Source organism: Pseudomonas sp. HY13-MNA-CIBAN-0226 (assembly GCF_040310305.1).
Classification (GTDB): domain Bacteria; phylum Pseudomonadota; class Gammaproteobacteria; order Pseudomonadales; family Pseudomonadaceae; genus Aquipseudomonas; species Aquipseudomonas gregormendelii.
Window position 1 is genome coordinate 71,598 of sequence record NZ_JBEOPS010000023.1, and the last position, 23,633, is coordinate 95,230.

At 56.6% G+C, this 23,633-nt stretch carries 30 protein-coding genes; 18 read left to right on the top strand and 12 right to left on the bottom strand.

Features of this window, described 5'->3' with window-relative positions; genetic code table 11:
• Window positions 1-46: 46 nt before the first annotated feature.
• From AAEZ05_RS23140 to AAEZ05_RS23185, 10 genes are all read right to left on the bottom strand, one after another.
• Window positions 47-2,038, bottom strand: a complete 1,992-nt coding sequence (locus AAEZ05_RS23140; protein WP_350649012.1) for a DNA cytosine methyltransferase — start codon at window positions 2,036-2,038, stop codon at window positions 47-49.
• Window positions 2,031-2,597 (bottom strand): hypothetical protein, encoded by a 567-nt coding sequence (locus AAEZ05_RS23145; RefSeq protein WP_350649014.1) that lies wholly within the window; start codon window positions 2,595-2,597, stop codon window positions 2,031-2,033. Before AAEZ05_RS23145 ends, AAEZ05_RS23140 begins: the two co-directional genes overlap by 8 nt.
• Complete coding sequence (locus AAEZ05_RS23150) at window positions 2,594-3,136, bottom strand: phosphohydrolase (RefSeq protein ID WP_350649016.1); 543 nt, start codon at window positions 3,134-3,136, stop codon at window positions 2,594-2,596. Before AAEZ05_RS23150 ends, AAEZ05_RS23145 begins: the two co-directional genes overlap by 4 nt.
• The gene (locus AAEZ05_RS23155) at window positions 3,133-3,531 is read right to left on the bottom strand and encodes a hypothetical protein (protein WP_350649018.1); all 399 of its coding nucleotides are present in this window, start codon (window positions 3,529-3,531) and stop codon (window positions 3,133-3,135) included. Before AAEZ05_RS23155 ends, AAEZ05_RS23150 begins: the two co-directional genes overlap by 4 nt.
• 58 nt (window positions 3,532-3,589) lie before the next feature.
• Complete coding sequence (locus AAEZ05_RS23160; RefSeq protein WP_350649020.1) at window positions 3,590-3,907, bottom strand: pyocin activator PrtN family protein; 318 nt, start codon at window positions 3,905-3,907, stop codon at window positions 3,590-3,592.
• Window positions 3,908-4,065: 158 nt separating this feature from the next.
• Window positions 4,066-4,350 (bottom strand): phage antirepressor KilAC domain-containing protein, encoded by a 285-nt coding sequence (locus AAEZ05_RS23165; protein WP_350649022.1) that lies wholly within the window; start codon window positions 4,348-4,350, stop codon window positions 4,066-4,068.
• A gap of 10 nt (window positions 4,351-4,360) precedes the next feature.
• Window positions 4,361-4,951, bottom strand: coding sequence for a hypothetical protein (locus tag AAEZ05_RS23170; RefSeq protein ID WP_350649024.1), 591 nt, complete (start codon window positions 4,949-4,951; stop codon window positions 4,361-4,363).
• 347 nt (window positions 4,952-5,298) lie between these two features.
• Window positions 5,299-6,153 (bottom strand): HNH endonuclease, encoded by an 855-nt coding sequence (locus tag AAEZ05_RS23175; protein WP_350649026.1) that lies wholly within the window; start codon window positions 6,151-6,153, stop codon window positions 5,299-5,301.
• The gene (locus AAEZ05_RS23180; protein ID WP_350649028.1) at window positions 6,153-7,802 is read right to left on the bottom strand and encodes an AAA family ATPase; all 1,650 of its coding nucleotides are present in this window, start codon (window positions 7,800-7,802) and stop codon (window positions 6,153-6,155) included. The genes AAEZ05_RS23175 and AAEZ05_RS23180 overlap by 1 nt, the downstream gene beginning before the upstream one ends.
• Before the next feature lie 22 nt (window positions 7,803-7,824).
• A complete protein-coding gene (locus tag AAEZ05_RS23185; protein WP_350649030.1) occupies window positions 7,825-8,472 on the bottom strand; it encodes a LexA family protein in 648 nt (215 codons plus the stop codon).
• A 101-nt stretch (window positions 8,473-8,573) separates the two neighbouring features.
• Here AAEZ05_RS23185 and AAEZ05_RS23190 point away from each other — a divergent pair, with 101 nt between their 5' ends.
• The 5 genes from AAEZ05_RS23190 to AAEZ05_RS23210 all read left to right on the top strand — a co-directional run bounded on the left by AAEZ05_RS23190 (window position 8,574) and on the right by AAEZ05_RS23210 (window position 12,430).
• Window positions 8,574-8,807: a hypothetical protein gene (locus AAEZ05_RS23190; RefSeq protein ID WP_350649032.1), complete on the top strand. Its 234-nt coding sequence runs from the start codon at window positions 8,574-8,576 to the stop codon at window positions 8,805-8,807.
• A 326-nt stretch (window positions 8,808-9,133) separates the two neighbouring features.
• Window positions 9,134-9,652, top strand: a complete 519-nt coding sequence (locus tag AAEZ05_RS23195; protein WP_350649034.1) for a phage regulatory CII family protein — start codon at window positions 9,134-9,136, stop codon at window positions 9,650-9,652.
• On the top strand, window positions 9,645-9,872 hold the full coding sequence (locus tag AAEZ05_RS23200; RefSeq protein ID WP_350649036.1) for a TraR/DksA family transcriptional regulator: 228 nt from the start codon (window positions 9,645-9,647) through the stop codon (window positions 9,870-9,872). Before AAEZ05_RS23195 ends, AAEZ05_RS23200 begins: the two co-directional genes overlap by 8 nt.
• Window positions 9,862-12,078, top strand: coding sequence for a VapE domain-containing protein (locus tag AAEZ05_RS23205; protein ID WP_350649126.1), 2,217 nt, complete (start codon window positions 9,862-9,864; stop codon window positions 12,076-12,078). The genes AAEZ05_RS23200 and AAEZ05_RS23205 overlap by 11 nt, the downstream gene beginning before the upstream one ends.
• Window positions 12,071-12,430, top strand: a complete 360-nt coding sequence (locus tag AAEZ05_RS23210; RefSeq protein ID WP_350649038.1) for a PA0613 family protein — start codon at window positions 12,071-12,073, stop codon at window positions 12,428-12,430. Before AAEZ05_RS23205 ends, AAEZ05_RS23210 begins: the two co-directional genes overlap by 8 nt.
• Before the next feature lie 482 nt (window positions 12,431-12,912).
• Here AAEZ05_RS23210 and AAEZ05_RS23215 read toward each other — a convergent pair whose 3' ends face one another.
• Window positions 12,913-13,260 carry a hypothetical protein gene (locus AAEZ05_RS23215; RefSeq protein ID WP_350649040.1) on the bottom strand — a complete coding sequence of 116 codons (348 nt, stop codon included), beginning with the start codon at window positions 13,258-13,260 and terminating at the stop codon, window positions 12,913-12,915.
• A gap of 98 nt (window positions 13,261-13,358) precedes the next feature.
• Here AAEZ05_RS23215 and AAEZ05_RS23220 point away from each other — a divergent pair, with 98 nt between their 5' ends.
• Window positions 13,359-13,706 (top strand): phage holin family protein, encoded by a 348-nt coding sequence (locus AAEZ05_RS23220; RefSeq protein WP_350649042.1) that lies wholly within the window; start codon window positions 13,359-13,361, stop codon window positions 13,704-13,706.
• Window positions 13,707-13,932: 226 nt separating this feature from the next.
• On the opposite strand, the gene AAEZ05_RS23225 is transcribed toward AAEZ05_RS23220, so the two are convergent.
• The gene (locus AAEZ05_RS23225) at window positions 13,933-14,220 is read right to left on the bottom strand and encodes a hypothetical protein (protein ID WP_350649044.1); all 288 of its coding nucleotides are present in this window, start codon (window positions 14,218-14,220) and stop codon (window positions 13,933-13,935) included.
• A 252-nt stretch (window positions 14,221-14,472) separates the two neighbouring features.
• Here AAEZ05_RS23225 and AAEZ05_RS23230 point away from each other — a divergent pair, with 252 nt between their 5' ends.
• The 12 genes from AAEZ05_RS23230 (at window position 14,473) to AAEZ05_RS23285 (ending at window position 23,633) form a co-directional block, all read left to right on the top strand.
• A complete protein-coding gene (locus AAEZ05_RS23230) occupies window positions 14,473-15,033 on the top strand; it encodes a terminase small subunit (RefSeq protein WP_350649046.1) in 561 nt (186 codons plus the stop codon).
• Between the two features lie 4 nt (window positions 15,034-15,037).
• Window positions 15,038-17,053: a phage terminase large subunit family protein gene (locus AAEZ05_RS23235; protein ID WP_350649048.1), complete on the top strand. Its 2,016-nt coding sequence runs from the start codon at window positions 15,038-15,040 to the stop codon at window positions 17,051-17,053.
• Window position 17,054: 1 nt separating this feature from the next.
• Window positions 17,055-17,261, top strand: a complete 207-nt coding sequence (locus AAEZ05_RS23240; RefSeq protein ID WP_350649050.1) for a phage head-tail joining protein — start codon at window positions 17,055-17,057, stop codon at window positions 17,259-17,261.
• Window positions 17,261-18,742 (top strand): phage portal protein, encoded by a 1,482-nt coding sequence (locus tag AAEZ05_RS23245; RefSeq protein ID WP_350649052.1) that lies wholly within the window; start codon window positions 17,261-17,263, stop codon window positions 18,740-18,742. Before AAEZ05_RS23240 ends, AAEZ05_RS23245 begins: the two co-directional genes overlap by 1 nt.
• Window positions 18,739-19,884 (top strand): head maturation protease, ClpP-related, encoded by a 1,146-nt coding sequence (locus tag AAEZ05_RS23250; RefSeq protein ID WP_350649054.1) that lies wholly within the window; start codon window positions 18,739-18,741, stop codon window positions 19,882-19,884. The genes AAEZ05_RS23245 and AAEZ05_RS23250 overlap by 4 nt, the downstream gene beginning before the upstream one ends.
• Window positions 19,885-19,886: 2 nt before the next feature.
• On the top strand, window positions 19,887-20,231 hold the full coding sequence (locus AAEZ05_RS23255) for a head decoration protein (RefSeq protein WP_350649056.1): 345 nt from the start codon (window positions 19,887-19,889) through the stop codon (window positions 20,229-20,231).
• Window positions 20,232-20,294: 63 nt separating this feature from the next.
• Window positions 20,295-21,290, top strand: a complete 996-nt coding sequence (locus tag AAEZ05_RS23260; protein ID WP_350649058.1) for a major capsid protein — start codon at window positions 20,295-20,297, stop codon at window positions 21,288-21,290.
• Window positions 21,291-21,292: 2 nt separating this feature from the next.
• On the top strand, window positions 21,293-21,613 hold the full coding sequence (locus AAEZ05_RS23265; RefSeq protein WP_350649060.1) for a head-tail joining protein: 321 nt from the start codon (window positions 21,293-21,295) through the stop codon (window positions 21,611-21,613).
• Window positions 21,610-22,275 (top strand): hypothetical protein, encoded by a 666-nt coding sequence (locus AAEZ05_RS23270; protein ID WP_350649062.1) that lies wholly within the window; start codon window positions 21,610-21,612, stop codon window positions 22,273-22,275. The genes AAEZ05_RS23265 and AAEZ05_RS23270 overlap by 4 nt, the downstream gene beginning before the upstream one ends.
• A complete protein-coding gene (locus AAEZ05_RS23275; protein ID WP_350649064.1) occupies window positions 22,268-22,801 on the top strand; it encodes a hypothetical protein in 534 nt (177 codons plus the stop codon). The genes AAEZ05_RS23270 and AAEZ05_RS23275 overlap by 8 nt, the downstream gene beginning before the upstream one ends.
• Window positions 22,802-23,377 carry a phage baseplate assembly protein V gene (locus AAEZ05_RS23280; RefSeq protein ID WP_350649066.1) on the top strand — a complete coding sequence of 192 codons (576 nt, stop codon included), beginning with the start codon at window positions 22,802-22,804 and terminating at the stop codon, window positions 23,375-23,377.
• Between the two features lie 52 nt (window positions 23,378-23,429).
• Window positions 23,430-23,633, top strand: coding sequence for a hypothetical protein (locus tag AAEZ05_RS23285; RefSeq protein WP_350649068.1), 204 nt, complete (start codon window positions 23,430-23,432; stop codon window positions 23,631-23,633).

The window sequence follows — 23,633 nt, forward strand, 5'->3', positions numbered from 1 at the left end:
GAATCGTAGGCTTTGAAGTCGTTGGGGGATTGTTCTGTTTCAGCGCTCATACGTGAGCCTCCTGTTTCGCCACGCTCAAGGCAATCGCCACTGGCTGCACCCAGACCGACACGTTGCTGAGCATGAACGTCTCACCAGCCTCAGAAAGCAGCAGCGTCATGCCGAACACGTCGGCCATAGCTTTCGCTGCAGCCCGCGGTACTGCGTTTCCGATGCGCTCCCGGTGATTGCCGTCGTTTATGCCGTCCAGCAGGAAGAACTGTGCCTGCTCGATCCTGCGCACACGCTGCATCACCTGAATTTCATGAGCGGTCTGCGAATCTGTTGACCAATGTTCCTCAGGATCAAAGAGCGATTGCAGTGCGGCAAGCTCTAGGGTGGTGAAGGGGCGGTGCCAGGTGCCGTCGAGGCTGGTGATCATGCAAGTCAATCGGTCGTTGGACGCCGGCATACGCTTATCTGCAACCGACCAGCGACCATTGTCGTGGCAGGCACTTGCGGAGACGGCGCCTGCTGGGTCTTTCCAATCGACCACACCGTAATGCCCGCCAGTCAGATAGGCGTCGCCCTTTGTGCGCGACATGCCCGGGCGCGGATCTGCGATAGATAAAGCACCGCTGGCAACCTGTTGCGAGCCGGTGACGGTTTTGGCGGCGTCGCTCCAGGGAGTGATACGAAGCTTTTGCGTGCTGGCGTTGGGGAGCGATTTTTTGTAGGCGGGATCTGCCACGGCGAAAGCGCCTTGTCCGGTGGTGCTCCCGGCGATAACGGTGCCGGCCGGCTTGTTATAGTCCGTGACCAGGTACTTGCCGAAGCCTTTTGACGGTTGCCGAGGGTCGGCCACGGCTTGGCCGCCGGAGCTTGGCCCGTGACCCGTTGTGACAGTGCCGGCGGGATGGTCGTTGCGCATGACGCGGAACACGTTGTTATGGCGTTCACCGCTCATGCGAGGATCCGCAACGCTGAATGTCCCTTGGCCAGGGCTTCGCTGCCCGGTGACAACACCGCAATGTCGGTCATAGGGCAGCACACCATATTGGGTGTATTCAAACTTGCTGGTAGGTCGTGGGTCAGCAACTGAGAATTTGCCACTGGTTGGACTCGACCGGCCTGTCACGGTACCGGCGGTGTCCTGCCATTCATGCACGCCGAGATAACCGGCGCGGCATTCCGGTACGATTACAAAGTCACGCAGGTGGCCGTCCTCAATCGCAAACTGACTCAGGCTGCGCCAATCTTTCCCGGCTTCTACCAAGGCCAGCCGTACCCAAGTTTTCCACTGCAACGCGGGCACCCGGTGCATCGGACCAGCCTGATCGATATCGCCGGCCAGTGGCATACGGCTCAGTACGTCGCCCACGGCACGCAGGCTGCGCTTTTCCGGCTCGTACAAAAAAGCCGGTACCTTTTCGACATGTCTAGCCACCAGCAGGAAACGCTTGCGGCTTTGGGCGAGGCCTCCGATCTCGCCGCAGTCATGGGTAGTCTCTGCCACGGCGTAGCCGTAGTAGCTAAGAAGCTTGTTGATTTGGTCCAGTAGATGCCGACCACGAGTAGCAAGGCGTGGGACGTTTTCGAACACGATCAACGATACGGGGTTATGCTTCCAGGCCTCGCACATCAGCCATACACAACGTAATGTCAGCTCGTTGAGCGCCTGGTATTTCGGCGTCTGGCTCATGGTTTCAGATAGTAGGCCCGAGGCGCCTTTGCACGGGCTGCTGATAAACACTGCGTCAGGATCTTCGTTGCCAGCGGCCCGCCGCAGATCCTCTGCGGTTACCTCTTTCCATCCGCAGGGTGGCTGCTGACCATGGAACGCGGTGTATTGCTCGCGGGTAAATAGATCCATCAGCGTGCCAGGCACACCGGTCATCATCTGGAAGTCTCGCAACCCTGCCGGGTCAACATCAACGCCCCCCAGACAACGCCATTCGGCTTGGACTGGGCCAAGCACAGGTTTGGAGTCGCTGAATCCGGCCGCGCCGCTACCGAGGCCGCAGCACAAGTGAAAGTGTTTGAAAGTGCGCTTAAGCATGTGGCACCCCCTTTGCGCACGGTCGATCACTGCACGGAAAAAACGGACTACCTTCGCGCTTCCGGCATGCAGGCTGTCGGTCGAACAGAGCAGCGTGCATCCAGGCTCGACGTGTCCACGCTGCAAAACCTGCCCTGTATGCGTAATGCTCACGGGCGAACATGTCGGACGCACTCGCACCTGGTGGCCTGATGTAGGTCCCGCGTTGCTGGCAATACTGCAGTCCTTCGGGGGGTGGAAACTCTTTCCCGAACTCGGCGCGCTCGTCAATTTCGAACACTTCGACGGCTTGCTGTTGCGGAGTTTCTTGAACAGGCAGAAGTGGCTTATACCCCTCGACAAGCTGTGCGGGCGGGCGGTTTTGAGCGATTAGCGTTGCATCAAGTGTGGCTGCCTCGCGCAGCTTTTCGTGGGGTATAAGTGCCTCGGCAGTGGCGTTGGGAGAGGCAATAGTGCCTGCTGCTGCGCAGCAGAGACTGTTTGTTTCCAGCGTGTTGACGCCTATGGCGTTGCAGAGCAAAGCGGCCGATGTCTGGGTGGTGTGCTGGTCCATTTTCATGCCGCTTTCCTCCGGTGTTCGATAGCGAGTTGGTCCATCAGGCGCTGGTGGTAAGTGTTGCGGGCTTCTACTGCAGGCCATGGGCGGATGGTTTCAACCATGGGTTCGATGCCGACCAAGCAATCCCAGATAGCCGGATCGGTTGGCATGAGGTCGCGGCGCTCGGTGGCCAGCGCGATCATGTCGGCCTGGTGAATGCAATCGGGGAGTTCGAGGGCCAGGTCAAAGCGCTCGCAAACGCGCTGCCAAACGACATCCTCGAAGCCTTGGTAGACAGGCATCCGTTGCTTGAGCGGCCGGGTCATGTCGCCCAGGTACGCCTCGGGCGCATCGTGGAGCAGGGCGGCGAGTTTGTGTTCTTCCGGCACTAGCTCGGCGACGATGCAGCTGTGTTGCGCCACGCTGTAGAACTCGCGGGTGTGGCCGTTGAAGCGGCACAGGTGGGCCAGCGAGTGCGAGATGTCCCTTGGGTCGATCATGTCCGCGTCGGGTTCGAACAGGTCGAAGCGCTTGCCGGTGTGGGTAAGGATGAAGTTCATGCTGCATCCCCCAGCTCGAATGAATCCATCAGGGCAGCCATGCTCAGTGCCTGGTCACGTAAGGCAAGTGCTTGCGTTGCCTGGCTCTCTGATTTCACTGCTCGGAAGGTATCTGCCGCAAGCTTAAGCTTTTCGGCGATGGCTAACAGGGTAAGCTGATCTTGTGGTTGAAGATCCAAGATAAGTTGGAGGCGCCGGCATCGTTCGGTGACTTGCTCAAGCTCGGTAACCTTTGCTGACTCGCCCTCGTCCATTCCTTCCATAAACCCCTGAGCGTGGCCGTCGTCATAGCCCTCAGCTCGTCCATCCGTTAAGCCGCCCTTGTAGCCGACCCAGTAGAGGATCCCAAGTGCGATTACGATGCTGATCAGTGCGCAGATTTGAATTGAAGTCATGTGGTGTGCTCCTGGTGGTTTTTTTGGCTGGTGGTGGCAGCCGTTGGGTTAACTGGGATTACTCGGTTGGTTCGTCCTGTGGTCGCAGCATTTCTTCATCCGCCTTATAGGCTCGGATATCGATCAGTGAGGCGATATGCCTGATATGTGCGTATTTCGGCGCTTTGCGGCTGGTGTCCAGCGTGGTGATGGGGAGCTGGATTCGGCCGCTGTTGATCTCGGCCACGAACGATTGCTCGTTGAGGTTGCGGAAGTACTGCTCGCGAACTTTTTCCAGCGGGATCAGTACGTCGCCGAAGGTGCGGTAAAGCAGTTCCACAGTGGCTGACTCCGGCGCGGGTTGCAGTCGTAGCGGCGTTTGGCTGGTGTTATGCATTGGCTTGCTGAGCCTCCTTGCGTTGTGTTCTTGCCGGGTGGTTCCAAGAATTCAGGCAATGTCGTTTGGTTAGCTCCCGCAGATGCTCCGGTACTTCGAGGAGTGCGGCGTTACGCTCCTCCCGGGTGCGCATCGCGACGATCTGGCGAGCGTATTCCCTAGGCCACGTCACGGTGGTTTGCCGAAATAGCGGGTAGATCCAGCCCCAGTTGATCGGCCAGCCAGTGCATGCCAGGTTGTTTAACGCGGGTTGACTGGCTGTACTGCATGCCGGCGGTTTCGTGGTACCAGTTGCTGTCCTTGACGCGCAGGTATTCGTGATCGCGGGTCGGGTAGGCGGGTAGGTTTCGGTTATTGAGTAGACCCTTTGCCCGCATAAGGTCGATCAACTTGGGCCGAGTCATACCGAGGTGCTTCGCGGCTTGGGCGAGAGTGCGTTCCATGACATCCCCCTCAAGCCGCGTGAGCGGCGGGTGTTGCCGCTGCCGCCAGGTGGTTAATGGACTCGGCCACTTTCTGGTAGACCTCGACATCACTGCCGTACACGGTGAAGCATTTGGTGCGCGGCCTTTTTTCGCCAATGCTCATGATGATGGTGACACCGGAACGGGCTTTAGTGCGATGCAAGGCGACGTGTAGGGGTAGTTCAAAACCCATATCGAGACTCACCGCACCACCGTTACGTACAAGGTCGAACACCTGTTGCTTTTGCTCGATATCGAAGCGGGCGTAATTGCGACTGGCGTGCGGGATATTTATAAGGTCGGGTGTGTTGTTGGCATCGAAAGGGCCGTTGACGATCTCTTCAATGAAGTCGGCCAGCTTGAGGTGCATCTTCCTTTCATTCGGCAAGGTCAGCGTGTGGCGTTCGTTGCCCGGCTCGACGATGAAGAGGGTATCTGATGCGTAGCGTTCAACCTTAAGGCGAAACGCCAGGGCTTCACGCTTGGGCGCTGACCTGACTACATGGTTGAAGGTACCGCTCAGATTGACCTGGGCGCTGAGCAGTTGTAGGGCGCGATTGTCGAGTTTGAACTTGCTCATGCTGCAGACCCTCCGCTGTTTGGATCGGACGGAGCAGGGGCACTGCGGGTTTTTTGCTTGGGTTTTCTAGGGAGGAATACGCAGCCGGATTGGCGGGCTAGGCGGCGAATCTCGAAGATGCGGGAGGGGTCAGCAGCGGCCGGGTGGACGTGCAGGGTAGCTGTGGTGTGCATGGTGTTGCCTCGCTCTGTGGTGAAGAGTAAAGCAAATATTAACCTCAAAGGTTAACTTGTCAAGCGACCGATCGAGAGCAGTCTAGGCAGCGGCATTCTTGGGGAAGGTACACCGGAGAGCTTGGTCACGCCCCTGCCGCGCGACCAGGAAATTAAAAGCTTCGGTCATGGCAATTAAATCCTAAGATTCTTTCTTCCAAAACAATGTATATATCCACCACTGCAAAATTCATCGGAGTCGGCTAGTGCTTTTAACAGGACGGTCTGCCAGTGATTGAGCCCAAAATCTTTAATTTGGTTGTCATAACTTCTTCTAAAGAATTGTTTGAGAGCCTCTGTGCTGATGGAGGCATAGTCCTCAATAGCAGTTCTTTGTGAACCAAGAAATAGATTTATTTGAGATACATAGCGCTGATTGAGTTCCAATGAATTGAATTGGTAGTTTAGTCTTTCGAACTCTTCTTGTTCTAGCTCTGCGGTTTTATTTATGGAGTACCTGACCACGATGCCTTTCTCGCTCACAGTAATGTCAGCGGTAAGGAAAGGTTCTGTCGGCCGTTGACCAAAGTAAACGTGAGAGAATTGTTCGGTTGCTGCATCTCCAGCCTTAGCTCTCTTCATGTTGTTGCAGGCGTGACAGCTAGGTATCAGGTTCTTAGAATATATTGCGTGTGCTTTATATAAAGAGTTTGGTAGGTGGTGGTCAAGATCGGTAATAGGGCCGAATCCACAATAAGGACAGCTGTCAGCGCTAAGTTTGATTCTATTTCTAAAGTCTTCGAGGCGACCACCCTTTTGTACTTGGTTGTATGCGTTTTGAATGGCGTTTAGTAGGTTGGGGCATACATCATTGCCCTTAAGGTCGTTGTGGGGGTTTCCCGACTTTGAATCATACTCTTCATAAAGCTCTAATATTCGAGCTTTTTGGCTTTCTGATATCGGATGCACCACGGCGCCGTTGACGTAAGTTAACGCTGTAGTAATGTTAGTAGAGGAGTCATCGCTGGTGGGGGTCTCCAAGCGCCACATCACAGTTTTCCTTTACTAGCCAACTGACTCATTACATAAGCTCTTGCTTGCATGCTAAGTCCGTGAGGTTGGAAGAAGTATTCAATTATCTCAAGATTTTGGTACCGAGATATAAGCTGATCAAGTATCGCGTGAAAGTCCGTAGCTCTTGTGTTTAGGCCAAAAGTTTCACCGGTAAGGGTTCCAATGTTTTCGCCAAAAGTTTCTTTTGTTGGTGGGGATGTTCTTGTGATGTTACCCTCTCTTCTTATAATATATGTGTGGGCAGCGATAGTTTCTTGAAGCACAACAGGTGAGTGAGTGGCGACAATGGCAAAGGCTTTTTTCGTCGCAAGTATTATGCGTATGGCATGCATCATTGCTGCTAGTAAAGGCGGATGCAAATGTGTTTCTGGTTCATCTAGCAATACTAGTGATGATTGAGTCGTGTGTGCCGCTAGTTTTGCGATTATGTGGATTACTATTTTGTGTCCAGTGCTCCACTCCATAAACAATTCTTGAGGGTTGTTGGATAGCAGCAGTTCAGTGGTTAGAATATGATTATGGGATGAAAATGAAGGGTCGCTTGAGATGCAGAGGAGAGCTCTATCTAATATGTGACTTGCATCGTTTTCTCTAATTAAAAGAAGTGTGTTGTGGAATTCATCCGCTAAACGTTCTACGGGCTTGAGGAGAGTTGTTCTAACCCGATCGGGCAACTGGACTGATGGTCCTATAAAATTCTCAGTTTGCAGTGCGGAGTCCAGTTCTGCTGCTACATCCCTAAGACCACAGAATACAAATCTACCAACCCCCTCTTTTATGTCTTTAACTATCTGGACTCGTTCATCTGCTTCGCCATCAATAGTCGGTTTTAATCCGGGTAGTCTGAAGCTATCAAAGGCACTGTAAGAGACGGTGATGATTCTTGGAAAGCTGATGTTTTCTGGTTTGATTCTTCCAACTGAGTCAAATGTTCCGCTTTGTCGGTCTTTTAGGCTGCCGTAGGCTACTCTTGCAATTTTTGCTAAGAGTGTGCTTTTGCCTGATCCGTTTCTACCTATTATTGAAATTATTCGACTTGGGAGCGGGTGTGAAATTCCACCAACGATGTTTACGTAGTCAGGGAGTGAGTAGTCAAACTTGATTTCATTCTCCCAGCCTGGCACATAAAATGAAAAAATCAAATCCTTGGATTGAAGGTTGTCAAAGTTCTTTTTTAGTAGGGAGCTTGCTGTAATTAAGAAGCTATCATTCTCTTCGAAGTATCGAAATAATGAAGTTTTCCAACCGGCCTCATTTCGAAACTCTGATCCTAGGTTGGGGTTGTAAACGAAGTCGTTAAGAGATTCAAGAAGTTGAATTTTTAAGTTTTCATCTAGTGATGATATTCTTTCGTAGTAATCTAGTGACTGCCCAACTGATATAAAATTTTCATCTAGATAGTTGAAGTCATTGTGTAGTTGCAGCGGATCGTTCTCGGTTTGGCCTTTTTTAAGTATTTTTACCGTGCCTATTAGATTGTGTGCCCTCTTGTTTGGTGGGCCTAAATATACGAGGCTGTATTGTGTTTCAAAACTGAAGTCGTTCCAGCTGTTTTGTATCAGCGCGAATTTTTCTTTTTTGTTGTAGTCGGGAGCTGTTCTAGGAGGGAGGACTTGAAATTCCATGTAATTTTAACCTGTATTGTGACTATAAGTCGGAGATTTTCCAGCGAGCACGTCCGCAGATGCTCCACTCTTCTGTCATTCTAATAATTCTATCCGGCCAGTCTGGATTGAGAGCAAAAAGGTACAATTCCCCCCCTTCTTGTTTTAATTGCTTGAGAGTCGCTGCCTGATCGCTTGACCTTTTTGCCGCTACAAAATGCCCAGGAGCAAAGTCAAGAGAAGGGTCGATAACAATTTTATCTCCCTCTTGGAATTTTGGTTCCATGCTGATCCCTTCGATTCGTAATATGAACGCATGTGGACCGACGGGACCAGGAGCATCTATCCATTCCTCCGCTTCTTGGGGATCAAAACTGCCTTGGGGTTCACACCACGCCCCTGCTGCAATAGAGCCGATTACTGGCAGTTTTCGTCCGGTGTGACTTAGTACGGTAGCGTTGTTGAAGTCGCCAAGATGATGTGGAATGTCGAGATAGCCAATAGGAAGGCTGAGTGCTTTTTCAATTTCGCGAGCGATCTGATCGCCAATACCTTTGGTGGGGTTCTTACCTCCAAATGCACTGACTTGCGCTGGGGCCTTGCTCAACAAGTCCGCGATATCTGTGAGGCGCAGCTTTTTGTCAGCCATGGCCATGCGGAAATTCTGGAGTCGAGTATCTGTAATTTTCATGAGCAGATTTTGAGCCGATTAACCCACCAGGTGAATGTCCTTTTGGGTATTGAAAAAATTAACCTATATGGTTATATTTTCGTCCATTGAAGGAGAAAGGTATGAAATTACGTAGCTACATTTCAGGTTTGAACGCAGCGGAGCAGGTTGCTTATGCACAGCGATGCGGAATCGCTATTAGCTATCTGCGAATGCATGTGAAGTACGCTAGCAAGGATCCCAGCATCGCTTTAATCAGGGCGTTGGTGAGGGAAAGTGAAGGCTTTGTGTCCATGAGGGAGGTGCTTGAGCATTTCAAACTTATCGACGTAGTGAAATCGTCGAACGCCGCTTAGAAAAAAGGCGGCCAAAAGGCCGCCCAGTTCCTCCCTGCACGCACCACCACAGCGCTGTCGGGTCGCGATAAAGATAGGCGGGCACACCACATGCTAACCGTCGATCTTTACCGCGCTTTCCAAGGCACGGATGCCTTGGTGTTGCTGCCTTTTCCACCACAGATTGGGCAGCTGTTGCGCCAGAGGTGAGCAACGGATTGTTCGCCTCGGCACGGTGCCGGTGTCGATCCTGAAGATCTAGCCGGCGTTTGGGCCCTTTCAAGCCACGCGGCAAATGTATCACCACTGCATGTCGCGCGGCACTGGCAACTTACGGGATTAATGCCATGAGCCGAATTGCTTTGAGTTGTGTCGAACGAGCACAGCGGGAACTGCTGCCGCTCGATTTGGCGCTTTACCATGCTGCCCGGGATTACCCCGGCGGCGCCGCTGCCATCGCCGCCACCACCGGCAGAAACGCTACCACGCTGCAGCATAAGCTCTCACCCACGCACCCCAGCCACAGCGTCAACATTCAAGAATTTGGCGAGATCCTGGAGTTGACCAAGGACCGTCGCATTCTTGATGCGGTGCATGCATTGGTGGGGGACACGATCTGGCAGGAGTTGGCTGAGGCCTACACCAACGATATGCCCGAGACGTTGACCACTGGTATCGCCGAGTATTTCCGGCAGGTGGCAAATCTGGCGGAGACGTGGGCCAAGAGCATTGGCGATGGTGTGGTGACTGACCAGGAGCTGGCCGCCATTCGCTTGCAGGTGTTTCGCGGCATTCAAGGGCTGCTGGAGATGTTCAACCGCGCCACGTACGTCAATCACACGACGCGGGGTGGTGACTTTGGCTGATATCGCTGATTTTGCTAATGACCTGGTTCAGGAGCGAATCGATCAGGCACTGGCCGCTCGCCGGGTCGCCCAATCTGAATTGGTGGTCCATTCCTTCCTGTTCTGCGAGGGGTGTGACGATCGGATTCCGGAGGCTCGTCGACTGGCCCAACCGGGTTGCACGCAGTGCGTGCTTTGTCAGGCCATCGATGAACAGCGGGAGGCTCGCCATGTTAGATGAAGTGCTGGGTCAATTCGCTGACCACGGTCTGGAACCTGAGCAGCCGTTGATTTTTGGCAAGCTGACTCGCTGCAAGACTGTGCAAGACAAGGGTAAGGAAAAGAACGGCTGGTATGTCGTTCACGAGCACCTCACTGAGAAGGGCGAAACGCTCATCTTCGGCAGTTTCGGTGATTGGCGTTCGGGCGACACGCATAAGATCAAGGTGAAGGCCGGGCGGATGTCGCCTGACGAGCGAGAGGTGATGCGTGCTCGGCAGGAAGACGCCAAACGACGCGCCGCCGATATCAAGGTCAACGCGGCACGACGTGCCTCGAACCGGGCGGCGGGGCTGTTCGAGCGCATGCCTGAGAAGGGCCGCAGCGAGTATCTGGACCGAAAGCAGATCGTTGGCATCGGCGTTCGCTACGCACCGCGTACCGGCGCACTTCTTGTGCCGATGTGCAATGTGCGTGATCAGATCGTCGGCCTCCAGGTGATATTTCCCAGCAAACAGGCAGACACCGGTCGGGATAAATCCTACTGGCCTTACGGCATGTCGAAGGAGGGCGCCTTTCACCTGATCGGGCCGCACCCGGAGCCGGGCGAGCCGGTGCTGGCGTGTGAGGGATACGCGACTGGCGCCAGCCTGCACATGGCGACTTCGCTAACGGTGGCCATCGCGTTTGATGCGGGCAACCTGCTGGTGGTCTGCAAGGCTATGCGCGAGCGCTTCCCCGGATGCCCGCTGATTGTTTGTCGGGACGATGACTGGAAGACGAAGCGGCCCAACGGTGATGCCTGGAACCCGGGTGAAGAGAAGGCAAACAACGCGGCGTTGATCGTGGGTGGGCAGGTGGTCGCACCGATGTTCGCTGGCGAGCGGGAGGACAAGTGGACCGACTTTAACGATCTGCATGTCGCCGAAGGGCTTGATGCGGTCCGCCGTCAGGTGCTAGCGGTGGTCAAGCCGCCGGCTGCCGGCGGCTGGAAGAATCAGTTGGCACGCACTGAGAGCGGGGCGCTGATTGCTCACATGCAAAACGTTGAGTTGATCCTGGGCAATGATGAGCGTTGGGGCGGAGTAATTACTTACAGCGCCTTCAGTTCGAAGATCGTCAAGTCACGCTCGGCACCCTACGGCAGCGGTACGGAAGACTGGGCGGACATCGATGATATGCGCGTGATGAAGTGGATCGCGCAGCAGTACAACTTGCGTGTGAAGGTTGGGCATGTGATGGAAGCGGTGAGCGTGGTTGCCCATGATCATGCGTTTCATCCGGTGCGGGATTACCTGGGAAAGCTGGAATGGGACCGAGTGCCACGGCTGGAGACCTGGTTGACGGACGTGATGGGCGTTCCTGCCAGCGACTACAGCTCGAAGGTGGGAAAACGCTGGTTGATTTCAGCGGTAGCCCGAGTGATGAGGCCCGGTTGCAAGGCAGACTCGGTGATGATTCTGGAGGGCGCGCAAGGGGCCGGTAAATCGACGGCGATGAGCATTCTCGGCGGCGACTGGTTCATGGATACGCCGTTCACTTTGGGTGATAAGGACGCATTTCAGGCGATCCGTGGAAAGTGGATTGTTGAGCTGGGTGAACTCGACAGTTTCAACAAGGCTGAGAGCACCAAGGCCAAGCAGTTCTTCTCTGCATCGACCGACACCTACCGCGAAAGCTATGGCCGCAGGACCGCGGACGTGGCACGCCAGTGTGTTTTTGTCGGCACCACCAACCAGGACGAGTATCTGAAGGACACCACGGGCAACAGGCGTTATTGGCCGGTGGCGTGCAGCAAGGTCGACTTGCCGAAACTGCAGGAGATGCGCGATCAACTCTGGGCCGAAGCGACGTTCTGCTTTGAGGCGGGCGATATCTGGTGGGTGACGCCGGATGAGGCGCCTATGTTTGCCGAGGCGCAGGACCAGCGCTTTGTGGTGGATGAGTGGGAAGGGCCGATTCTGACCTGGCTGGAAGAGTCGCAGATTGGTGAAACGACATCGGGCAGTGATGTATTGAGCCAGGCGCTGAAACTGGACTTTGGGCATTGGGGCAAGCCAGAGCAGATTCGCGTCGGCGCGATCATGCATCGATTGGGTTGGCGTCGCGTTCGCTTGCCCGCACTGCGCAAAAGCGGAAAGCGCCCCTGGGCCTACAAAAAGCCAGTTGGCTGGGGCAGCGCGGAGGAGCTGCAGCAGGAACACTTCGAGGAGCCTTGCTTTGATTAGACGAATCGATGAGCTTTTGAAGCTGTGGGCCGAGGACCTGCATTCGCCTTCGCCCATTGGTGGTGCCGGAGGCGGCAACATGATCGCCATGTTGATGGCGTGCAAGGGGGAGCTGATACGCGGGACACGCGGCAGTCGGGTGCTGTTGGATGAGTCTGCGGATATTGAGCTGATCGTGAACAAGCACTTGCCGGCGCAGCTGGCGAAAGTGGTGCGTGAGCACTACTGCAATGGGGAGAGCCTGTTGTCGCAGAAGTACACCCACTGTGGCTGTAGTAGAGAGACCTACTACCAGCGCCTGCATGAGGCGCATGTGTGCATTGGCGGGTTGTTGATGGGGAAGGCGGCATGATTGCGACCGGCTTTGTCCCATCGTCCCTGCGTGTCCGAGCTGAGTTTTGCTCTAAGGGGCAGCTACAGGGCATGTGTAGCGCGGGCTGTCCCGTAGTCCCAAGCAAAACGCCACCCCGCGCATGTGAGCGTAGCGCGATCGCATACGCGTGCTTCGCGCACGCGCTTTATTCTTTTACTTCTATAGGCGAGGAAAAGGTAAAAGTACTGGGACACTGGGGCAGAGCCTTGTATTCAGGCGCTCTTAGCTGTCCCATTTTGATCGAAGGCTTTGGGGTATCAGGGACTGCGCAACAGAAGCACTAAGCCGAAGGGGTGTATTCACCTACATTGCCTAGGCGTTCACCCTGCGTTACCCACTTATTCACCGGGTGGCATTAAAACAGGGTTGCTGCCACCGGAATCGGCCTGTAAAAAGTAGTCATCTTCGATAGGTGCGACTGCAGAGAGCGGTTCAATAGACCGGCCACATGGCCGGTTTTTTTATTCCTGGGATTCTGAGAGTTTTGGAGTTTTAGCATCCTTGCCCTTTCGGTTGGGACTGGTCCAGTAAGCCAAGAATGCAACGGTTAGTCCTAAATACATCATGCCGTTCCAGGCGTTAACCAACAGCCAGAGAACATCCTTTCTGGTAAGGGGCGCTTCGCTGACTCCGAATAGCACGATCTCCCGAACAGCGCTGGACAGCAGTACAAGAACCGAGAGAAAGATCCAGATTTTGAAGAACCATGCTCGCAGTTCCAGTTTCTTTTTTGGATCGAGTTGCACCCATCCGATCATCAGGGCGCCAATCGCCCCCACGACGGTTACGACATCGACAATCACGCTCATCAGCTTCCTCCAGTCCATGGGTATCGTTCGGGGGAGAGCTTCTTACATTCCGTGGCAACAACCAAGTGCCGCTCACACCAGAACCCTCCGGAGCGATTATGACAAACGAACAACAGGCGTTGGCAGACATGCCCATTTGGATGGTGATCACCCTGTCTTTGGTGGGGGGCGTCTCGGGCGAAATGTGGCGAGCGGACAAGGCGGGCGTCAAGGGATGGTCGTTGGTTCGGCGTTTGGCGCTACGGTCTGGGGCATGTGTCGTATGTGGCCTCTCCACGATGATGCTGCTGCATGCAGCGGGCGTTTCGATGGTGGCTGCTGGTGCGATTGGTTGCTTGACCGCGATGGGGGGAGCCGATGTCGCCATCGGCCTCTACGAGCGCTGGGCCGCTAAGCGGCTGGGCGTATGTGAAGTTTCCCGCAAAGATTCCAGCTCACTCCCATAGAGAGGTTAGAAAAATGCAAGTTCGAGTGTTGAATGATGAACTAGAAGTACTCTGGACCAGGACAGAGACCGGCGGATTGACAAGCCTGTCTTTCCGCCGGGATGGAACGATCGAAACGATCATTGCGTCGCTTGAAAATGCTCTTGAACACGCGCGGGCAGAGGCAGCTCAGCCTGATTTTGGTTTATGCCCTGCTGTGGTCAGTTCCGAAGCTATCGATGAACTGCTACAGAGCAATCTCCTTGTTGATGTTGGCGTGAACAAGCTCCCAGATGCCAGGTGACTTGAAGAACCCATGCCATCTTGTTGGTGCGACAAAACCAATTTGTCGCCCTGTATTCCAGATCGCTACTGCATGACCAGCGAGTCCCGCACGATTCACGGCAGACTCAAAAGCTGCAACGAATTCCTGCTGGGATTTGCTGGTTTTGTTAGCGAATGCGGCGTCTACAGGGACAATGATCATGTCTTGCCCTTGTTGGCGAATGTGTGCAAATGGAAATTTGTTAGCCATGGTCTTCCCTTTCGTTTGTTTTTGGGTAGTCCTTCCCAGTCGTTCCCTCTTCTGAAGAAGGGCCTTGTGATGCTAGCATTTCGGAGCCGCGCTTGCCGTTGCGCTTCCTATCGTCGGGGGGACCCTGGGGTTTTTCGGGGGATACGGGGCAAGGAACCCGCGGGAAAGTGTTAGCGGACAGTTCACCAGCTTAGTGAACTGGGGTGAACAGGTGAACCCCCCGTATTCATTAGGTGAACAGGACATTCCATCATGACTGTAATCAGCAGAACGGAGTTTGCAGCACGGCGTGGCTGGGCCAAATCGTACGTTTCCAAGTTGGCCAATCAGGACCGGTTGGTCCTGACTGAGGATGGAAAAAAGATTGAATTGGAGGCGACCGAGGCGCTGCTCGCCAAGACGGCGGACCCAAGCAAAGCAGGTGTTGCCGAGCGGCATGAGCGGATTCGGTTGGAGCGCGAGGCCCAAATAGCCGCCGAAGAACCTGCGGTGCCGCAAATCGCAGAGGTGGCGGACTTCCAGAAGTCTCGCGCGCTTCGAGAGCACTACTTGGCGCTGCAAGAGCGCGACAACTTTCACAAGCAGCAAGGCACCCTGGTCGAGCGCATCGCGGTGGAAACCGGCGCCTATAACGCAGGCCGTCTGCTGCGAGATCAACTGCTAGGCATGCCCCCGCAACTGGCGCCGGAACTGGCCGTCATGACCGACCCCTGGCAAATCGAAAAGCACCTGACGGCGGCTATCCGTCGCTCGCTTGAGGATGCAGAACGCTTGTCCTCGGCGGATCTTGAACACGCCATGACCACGAGTTAAACCCATGCCTACGGAAATCCCTGACGGTGCAGAGGTGTACCGCGAGGCGTATTTCCGAGGGCTGCATCCTGACCCTGACGTCTGGGTCGATGAGTGGGCCGACGAGTACATGCGCATCCCGCGTGACACAGGCGCCGCTGAGCCAGGCCAATACCGCACCTCGCGTACGCCGTATGCCCGCGAGCCGATGCGCTGCCTGTCACCGGCTCACCCCTGCAAACGCGTAGTCACCATGGTGGCTTCGCAGTTGATGAAAACCCAGATTGCCTTGAACTGGATCGGCGGCCTGATCCACATGGCGCCTTCCAACATCCTGACCCTGCTGCCAAGCCTTGGCCTGGCCAAGCGGGTGTCATCTCGTATAGGCAAGACCATCAAGGCCACGCCAGTGTTGCGTGAGCGTGTCGCGTCCAGCCGCTCGCGGGATGCCCGCAACACCATGGACACCAAAGAGTTCGAGGGCGGTTCGCTGTACGTCACAACCGCCGGCTCTGCGGCCAACCTGTCAGAGCTGTCGGCACGCTACGTGTACGGCGATGAAATCGACCGCTGGGAAGTGGACATCGGTGAGGAGGGCGACCCCATCGAGTTGGCGGAAACCCGGGGCAGTACCTTCGGCCGTAACGCCAAGTTCTACTTCTCCAGCTCGCCGACGATCAAGGGCGCCTCGCGGATCTCCGATCTGTTCGAAGGCAGTGACCAGCGTTACTACTACGTGCCATGCCCGACCTGCGGGCACATGCAGACACTGGAATGGGAGCGCCTTCACTACTCGAAAGACTACAGCGTAGTGCACTACCAGTGCGCCGGGCCAGAGTGTGACGTGCTGATCGAGGAGTACCACAAGGGCGAGATGCTCGCCAAAGGCGAATGGCGAGCCCATGCCGAGGGTGACGGCGAGACGGTGGGATTCCACCTCAACGCCCTGTATTCGCCACTGGGCTGGATGGACTGGAAGTCGCTGGCCAAGCAATTCGAGAAAGCCAAAAAGGCCCAGGCCAAAGGCGATCTGGAGCCCATGCAGGTGTTCTACAACACCCGTCTGGCAAAGGTTTGGGACAGCGCACAAGAGCAAACCAAGGCCGATACCCTGCGTAACCGGGCGCGGTTGGAAGGCTTCGGCCTCGGCTCAATGCCAGCAGCGGTGCTGATGATCACCGGGGCCGTCGACGTTCAGGCCAACCGCCTGGAGTTCATGGCCATGGGCTGGGGCGTCGGCATGGAACGCTGGGTCATCGACTTTCAGGTGGTCGCGGGCGACCCCGCAGACGAACGCACCTGGGCGGCACTCGACGAATTGCTCAAGGCCAAATACCGCCATCCGTGCGGGGTGGGCCTCGGCATTCTCGCAGTGGCCGTCGACTCCGGCGGGCACCACACCGATGAGGTCTACCAGTTCTGCCGCGTTCGTCGCTGGCGAAACGTATTTGCGATAAAGGGCGCGAGCAAACCCGGCAAACCGGTCATTGCTCAGCGGCCGTCGATGGTGGACGTGACCTGGAAAGGGCAGACCGAACGCAACGGCGCCGAGCTGTGGTTCGTCGGTACTGACACGGCCAAGGATTGGATCTACAACCGTTATTCGTTCCCTTCCGGGCCAGGTGCGTTGCACTTCGCCAATGACTTACCAGACGATTTCTTCGACCAGTGCGTCGCGGAGCGCAAGGTTGCGCGCTACATCCGCGGACACAAGCGTATTGAATGGGTCAAGGGTAAGGCCGAGCGTAATGAAGCACTCGACTTGATGGTGTATTGCCTGGCCATGGCGCATTACTTGGGGCTCAACCGTTACAAGGAGCACGACTGGGAGCGAGTGCGTCAGTCCCTGGCGCAGTCTGGTCTGTTTGACGACGCATTGGGCATCAAGCCAGTTCAAGGCGAACGTGTCACCGGACCAGCAACACCCGTTGCTGTACCGCAATCGGCTCCACAATCTACTGCTCCGATCGTGCCATCGCGACCGGCAGCACCGCCACCTCAACGCCGCAGCTCCACCAGCGGTTATCTGAAGAGACGCTGATATGTCCTTTACCCAAAAGCACCTCGATGCCGTTGAGGGGGCCATCGCTCGCGGTGAAAAAACCGTCCGCTACGGCGACCGCACCGTTGAATACCGATCCATCGACGAGTTGCTCAAGGCCCGCGACGAGATCCGCACCTCACTGATCAACTCAGCCGGGCTGCGCGCCCGCGTGGTCCGGCTGTACCACGGAGGCAAAGGCACCTAATGGCCCGACATTATCCGACGCTATCCCGCAACGGGTTTTTGTTGCCGTCGAACATCAAGGCCAGTTACGAAGGCGCCGGGGAGGGCCGTCGCTCCACTGGCTGGGATGCACCCGACAACGGGATCAACAGCATCAACACTCCGGCGTTGCGCAACTTGCGTTCCCGTTCGCGGGCAGCGGTTCGCAATGACCCGTATGCCTTCAACGTGATCGACAAACGCGTCAGCAACTTGATCGGCACGGGCATTACGCCGAGGCCGAAAACCGACGACGAAGCCCTGCGCAAATTGCTGCAGGAGCTGTGGGACGATTGGGTCGATGAGTCGGACGCTGATGAACTCACCGACTTCTACGGTCAGCAGGCATTGATCGCTCGTACGGTCGAAACGTCCGGAGAATGCTTTGTCCGGTTGCGCCCGCGGAGTCAGGACGATGGCCTAGCAGTCCCGTTACAGCTCCAGGCACTGGCGCCTGAATTTGTGCCGCACGACAAATTTGAGACCACCAAGAGCGGGAACATCATACGGGCCGGTATCGAGTTCACACCGGGCGGCAAACGGGAAGCGTACTGGATGTACCTGTCGCATCCGCGTGATGCTTCGTCGCAGAACGCCGGCTATAACCAGTTGGTGCGGGTACCCGCTTCACAGGTGCTGCATATTTTCGAACCTGTCGAGCCCGGCCAGTTACGTGGTGTGCCGCGATTGTCGCCCGTGCTGAAGCGGCTGCGCAGTCTCGACAATTACGACGATGCGGTGTTGTTCCGGCAAGAGGTGGCAAACCTGTTTGCAGGGTTCATCAGCCGGCCCGCGCCGGACTCGGGACAAGCGCCTCGCGATCCAGTCACCGGCCAATTGCTGGTCACCGATGGTGACGGCTTCACGCCAATGGTCGCGCTCGAACCAGGGACCATGCAGGAGCTGGCGCCCGGTGAAGAGGTCGAGTTCTCGAAACCTCCGGACGCGGGCAACAACTACCCGGACTTCATGCGACAGCAATTGATGGCTGCCGCTGCGGGCACCGGGACGCCATACGAAATCCTCACCGGCGACATGCGCGAGGTTAACGACCGGGCGCTGCGAGTGGTGCTTAACGAGTTTCGGCGCCGGCTGGAGCAACTGCAATTTGGCGTTTACGTGCATCAGCTTTGCCGCCCGGTGCGTGCCGCGTGGATGGACATGGCGGTGCTGTCCGGCGCCCTGGTGCTGGACGACTACGCGTTACGGCGTCGTGAATACCTGCGCACGCGTTGGGTGCCACAAGGCTGGGCTTACATCCAGCCAGTGCAGGACGTGCAAGCCCGTCGCATGGAGGTCCAAGCAGGTTTTGCTTCACGCAGCGAGATGGTCCTGCGCACTGGCTATGACGCTGAAACAGTCGATGCAGAAAACGCAGCCGACAACGCGCGGGCAGTTCGTCTTGGCCTCAACTACAACACGCACGAAGTCATCGAGTCGCTCGAAGACAAGGAGCAATCATGAGCAAAAAAGCGCGCCCGCGCATTTATGACAAGGCCGGCAAACCTGTCCAGGTCAAAGACAAAAGCTGGTACGCCGTGCAGGCGAGCGGTGAAGCCGAACAACGCACTATCGAAGTCTTCGTCTATGGCGAGATCGGTTACTGGGGTGTCACGGCCAACCAGTTCGTTCAGGACCTGCGAGCCATGGATGACGGCGTTTCGCCAGTCATAGTCGCGTTCAACAGCATTGGCGGTGACCTGTTCGATGGTCTGGCTATCCACAACGCCCTGACACGTCTGGGCGAGCGCTGTACAGGACGGGTAGACGCTTTGGCAGCAAGTGCGGCCAGTGTTGCATTGTGCGGAGCACACCGTGTGGTGATCGCAGCCAACGCCATGTTGATGATCCACAACCCATGGACCTACGTGGCAGGGGATGCGGAAGATTTTCGCAAAGTGGCCGATGTCCTTGACCAGACGATGGAAGCGATCATCGCAGCCTACAAAGCGAAGGCCCCGGACATCGATGAAGCCGACTTGCGCCGAATGGTTGCCGCTGAAACCTGGCTCACTGCTAACGAAGCAGTCGCCTTGGGCCTGGCGGACGAGGTTGGGGATGGTGTCACTGTGAAGGCTTGTTTGGGGCAAGGCGGTGTGTTGCAGCGATACCAGCATGTACCTGCTGGCTTGCTCGCCCAGTTCGACGAGCCACCAGGGTCGGAATTGGAGACGGAGCCTGATGATCCATCACCAGTGGCAGTGGGTAACGCCGCAACGTTGGCGCTGATGATCACTCAGCAGTGCGCTGAGGGCGGAATTAGCAATCTGGTAGAGCCGCTGCTCAAGTCAACCAAGCTCGAAAACGAAGACATCGTGCTCGCCGGCCTGACCCGCGCCAAAGCCGTGAATGACCTGTGCGTTGCGGCGCGGTTGCCAGAGTTCAGCGCCGAGTATGTCGCTGCCGGTCTGGACGCGCCTGCTGTGAGGGCGCGGCTATTCGACAAGATTGTGGGCAGCGGCAAGGGTTTTGAAATCGATAACAGTCTGCCACTGGACACCGACCCGGCGCCTAAAGTGCAGGCCAAACAACCCGATCCGCCATCGATCTGGGCTGCAAGACATGCCGCTCATTCTGGCAACGCTAACAACGCGAAAGGTAAATGACCATGACCATCAATTTGGAACCGATCCACGCCGGGGAATTTCTCCTGTCTGAAGGCCCCGGCAACATTTCGCGCGAAGCCATTGATGTGGCGGCCGGTCCTGCGCTGTTGCCGGGCCAGATCCTTGGCCTTATCACTGCGACTGGCGAATTCGCGCCGTATTCGCCAGTGGCCGAGGATGGCAGCGAAACTGCAGTGGCGATTCTCTTCGGCCCGTTGGGAGAGTCTGACATCGTGCGCCGTGGTCGCGCTGTCGTGCGTCTGGCTGAAGTGAGCGAAGTACACCTGACCGGGCTCGATCCGGATGCCGAAAAAGCCCTGGCTGCCCATTTTCTGATTGTCCGTTAAGGCGCTCAGTCACCGTTTCCCAACCCCGCCGAGTGCGGGGTTTTTCATTTCTGGAGAGTACCCATGGCCGATATCGCCATTTTTGATGACGAAGCATTTTCTGTTTCTTCGCTAACCGCCGCCATCAACGAACAAGAATACTTGCCAGGTCGCGTCAGCAGCCTGGGTCTGTTCCGGGAGGAGGGTATTACTACCCTGACCGTGCAGATCGAAAAGGACGGCGAGACCCTGGCATTGGTACCCGCCGGCGAGCGCGGCACCTCTGGCGTAGTAGTCGCAGCCAGCAAGCGTCAGATGATCCCGTTCAACACCGTGCACCTGCCGCAACGGTTCACCATCAAGGCGGATGAGATTCAAGGCATCCGCGCCTTCGGTACGCGCTCGGAATTGCAGGCGGTACAGGATGTGGTGAATGCGCGCCTGGGTAAGTCGCGCCGCCAGTTGGACGCCACGCATGAGTTTCAGCGTATGGGCGCGCTTAACGGGCAAGTACTCGATGCCGATGGCAAAACAGTCCTGCTGGATATCTACAAAGTGTTTGGCGTGCAGCGACAGAGAATGTCCATGGAGTTTGCCAAGCCCGGTACCAATGTACGGATCAAGTGTGGCCAGGCGCTGGATCTGCAAGAGGAGGCACTGGGCAGTATCACCAGCACGGGTGCCCGCGCCTTTTGCGGCAAGAATTTTTGGAACACCTTGGTCGGCCACGACTCGGTTGAAAAGACTTATCTCAATACGATGCAGGCCGCCGCATTACGCGGTGACGCACGAGAAAGCTTCGAGTTCGGTGGCATCGTCTGGGAGCGCTATCGCGGCAAAGTGGCGGGTGTCTCTTTCATCCACGATGACAAGGCCTTGCTGATTCCAGAGGGAGTGCCAGACCTGTACATCTCGGCATTTGCCCCTGCCGACTACATGGAAACGGTCAATACCCAGGGCCTTCCTTACTACAGCAAGATCGAACCGCTGCCATTCAACAAAGGAATGGCCGGCGAGTCTCAGTCCAACCCGCTGCACCTGTGTACCCGACCGCGCGCGCAGATCCTGCTGGAACTCTGAGCATGGCCTTTAGAGAGCTGGTCGACGCCATCGACAATGTGGTGTTTGAAACGCTGGGTGACACAGCCCAGATCGAGGGGCGGGACAAAGCAGTCCTCGGCATGTTCTCCGCGCCTTGGCTCCAACCCAAGTTCGGGAAGCTCAATACGGGGTTGCGTGAACCGCGCTTCGAGATACGCGTCTGCGATTCACAGGGGCTCAGCAAAGGCTTGCGGGTCAACATCGATCTACCGGATCTGGATGGTGGCGGTGACTACGACCTGTTGCAGCTGGAGCCCAGTGGTGACGGTCTGGTCGCTTTGATTCTGAGGAGGCGCGCATGAGTGTCGGCAGCTATTCGGAACAAAAGCGCTACAGCGGGATGCTCACTCTTCAGCCGTCAGCGATACACCTTCGAGCTGTTCAGGACTTTGCCAAGTTGCTGCCGAAAGCTGCTGCGGCGGCCCAACGCAGGGCGATCAATAAAACGCTGGGTTGGTTGCGTACGCACATTGCGCGGGCGGTGGGCAGGCAAGAGAGGATTGCTATTGCGGCGGTTCGGCAACGCCTGCGGGCGTATCCGGTCAGCGGCAGCAGGATGCGGGGCAAGCTCTGGTTTGGTCTCAATGCCATTGAGGCCAGTCGAGCGGGTCGGCCACGCCAAACAGGCAGCGGGGTTTCGGTAGCGGGTCGACGTTACTCGGGGGCGTTCTATAAGAAGGTGTACGGCAGTAAAGCCGACATCTGGATCCGTACCGCGAGCAAGCATTTCTCGGCAGCTGACTACCCCGACTCGGAGCTGACCTCTCGTCGAGGGGCTAGCTCAGGTTTTGTCGGTGAAAACAGCGACCGCTTCCCATTGGCTAAAGCAAAGATTTCGCTGGAGCAGGCGCGACCGAATTTCGACAGCTGGATCAAACGCGCAGATGAACGCTTGCTGGAGGTTCTGAAGCAGGAGCTCAACTTTGAACTGCAAAAGTACTTGAAGGGGACAGCCCGTGTCTGACGAGCCCTTTAGCCTCGAGCAACTCTTCGAGGCTGTAGAACAGCACCTGCAGGTCAATTTGCCGGGTGTGGAAATGGTCGCCGTCTGGCCTGATCTCACCACCGAGCAACACATTCCTTTACCGGCGGTTTTCCTCGAACTGGCTGAGATAGAGCCCGGTCAGGACATCGGCACCGGCGAAACGGCATTGGTCTGCAAATTTGAAGCTCGGATCGTCGTCGACGTCATCAAGGCGCATCACCAGCGGCAGGCCGCGTACTTGGCAACGCAACTGGCAGTGCTGCTACATGCGCAGACCTGGGGATTGGAGGTTGAGCCAGCAGAGTTCGTTCAGGCGTTACAGGACTGGACCCGCCCGGAACTGGATGGTTATACCGTCTGGCTGGTCGAGTGGACTCAAACCGTTTACCTCGGCACCGAGGAGTGGCCGTGGCCTGATGAGCCCCCGGGCACCCTGGTATTTGGTTTTAACCAGGACACCGGGCCGGGGCATGAGGGGGAGTACGTCGCTCCGGAGGACCTGTGAATGAGCTACGCCCTTGCGGAGCATGACCGGATGATCGCCGCCATGCTGATTCCTTGCGTGGTTGTCGGCGTGGATCTGGCGGCCGGCATGGTGCGGGTTCAGTCCGGTGAGTGGATCAGCGCCTGGGTGCGCTGGCACAGCCAGGCAGCGGGCAAGGCCCGGCATTGGCGGGCGCCGAGTATGGGTGAACAGGGCGCTTTGCTGAGCCCTAGCGGTGTTGCGGGAGTGGGTACATTTGTCCCTGGCTTGTACGGCAACGCCGGCGCCCAACCGGACAACCGCGATCATGTGGAAGTCTGGCGTTTCGACGATGGTGGCTCACTGATCTACGACTGGGAGGCCAATAGTTACACCATCGATCTACCGGCCGGTACCGCAACCATCAAGGTCGGTGCCTCAGTCTTCGAGGTCACCCCGGAGCACGTCAGGGTGGTGTCCAGCACCATCGCCCTGGTCGGCGAGGTGCTAGTCGATGGACCGGTAACTATCAACGGCACGTTGGCTACCACCGGAGACATCAACAGTGCCGGCCAGGTGATCGATGCGGGTGGTAACACGCCAAATCACAAACACTGATCAACCGTTTTTCACAGCCCGCCGCGTGCGGGTTTTTTTTGGAGCATGCCTTATGAGCAGGTCAAAAAGCGTCGGCGAGCCGGTGGAGTCCCTCGGTCCTCCGCGCATGTTTCGTGACACCGTTTTCACTTCACGCACGCTGGTCCTGCCTGATGACACCACAGCGTTGGTGGACAAAGGGCAGGTGGCAGCGTTCGGCGATAAGCAATTTGCCTACTTCAGTTCTCACCCTGAGCTGGAACTCATGCAGGAGTAA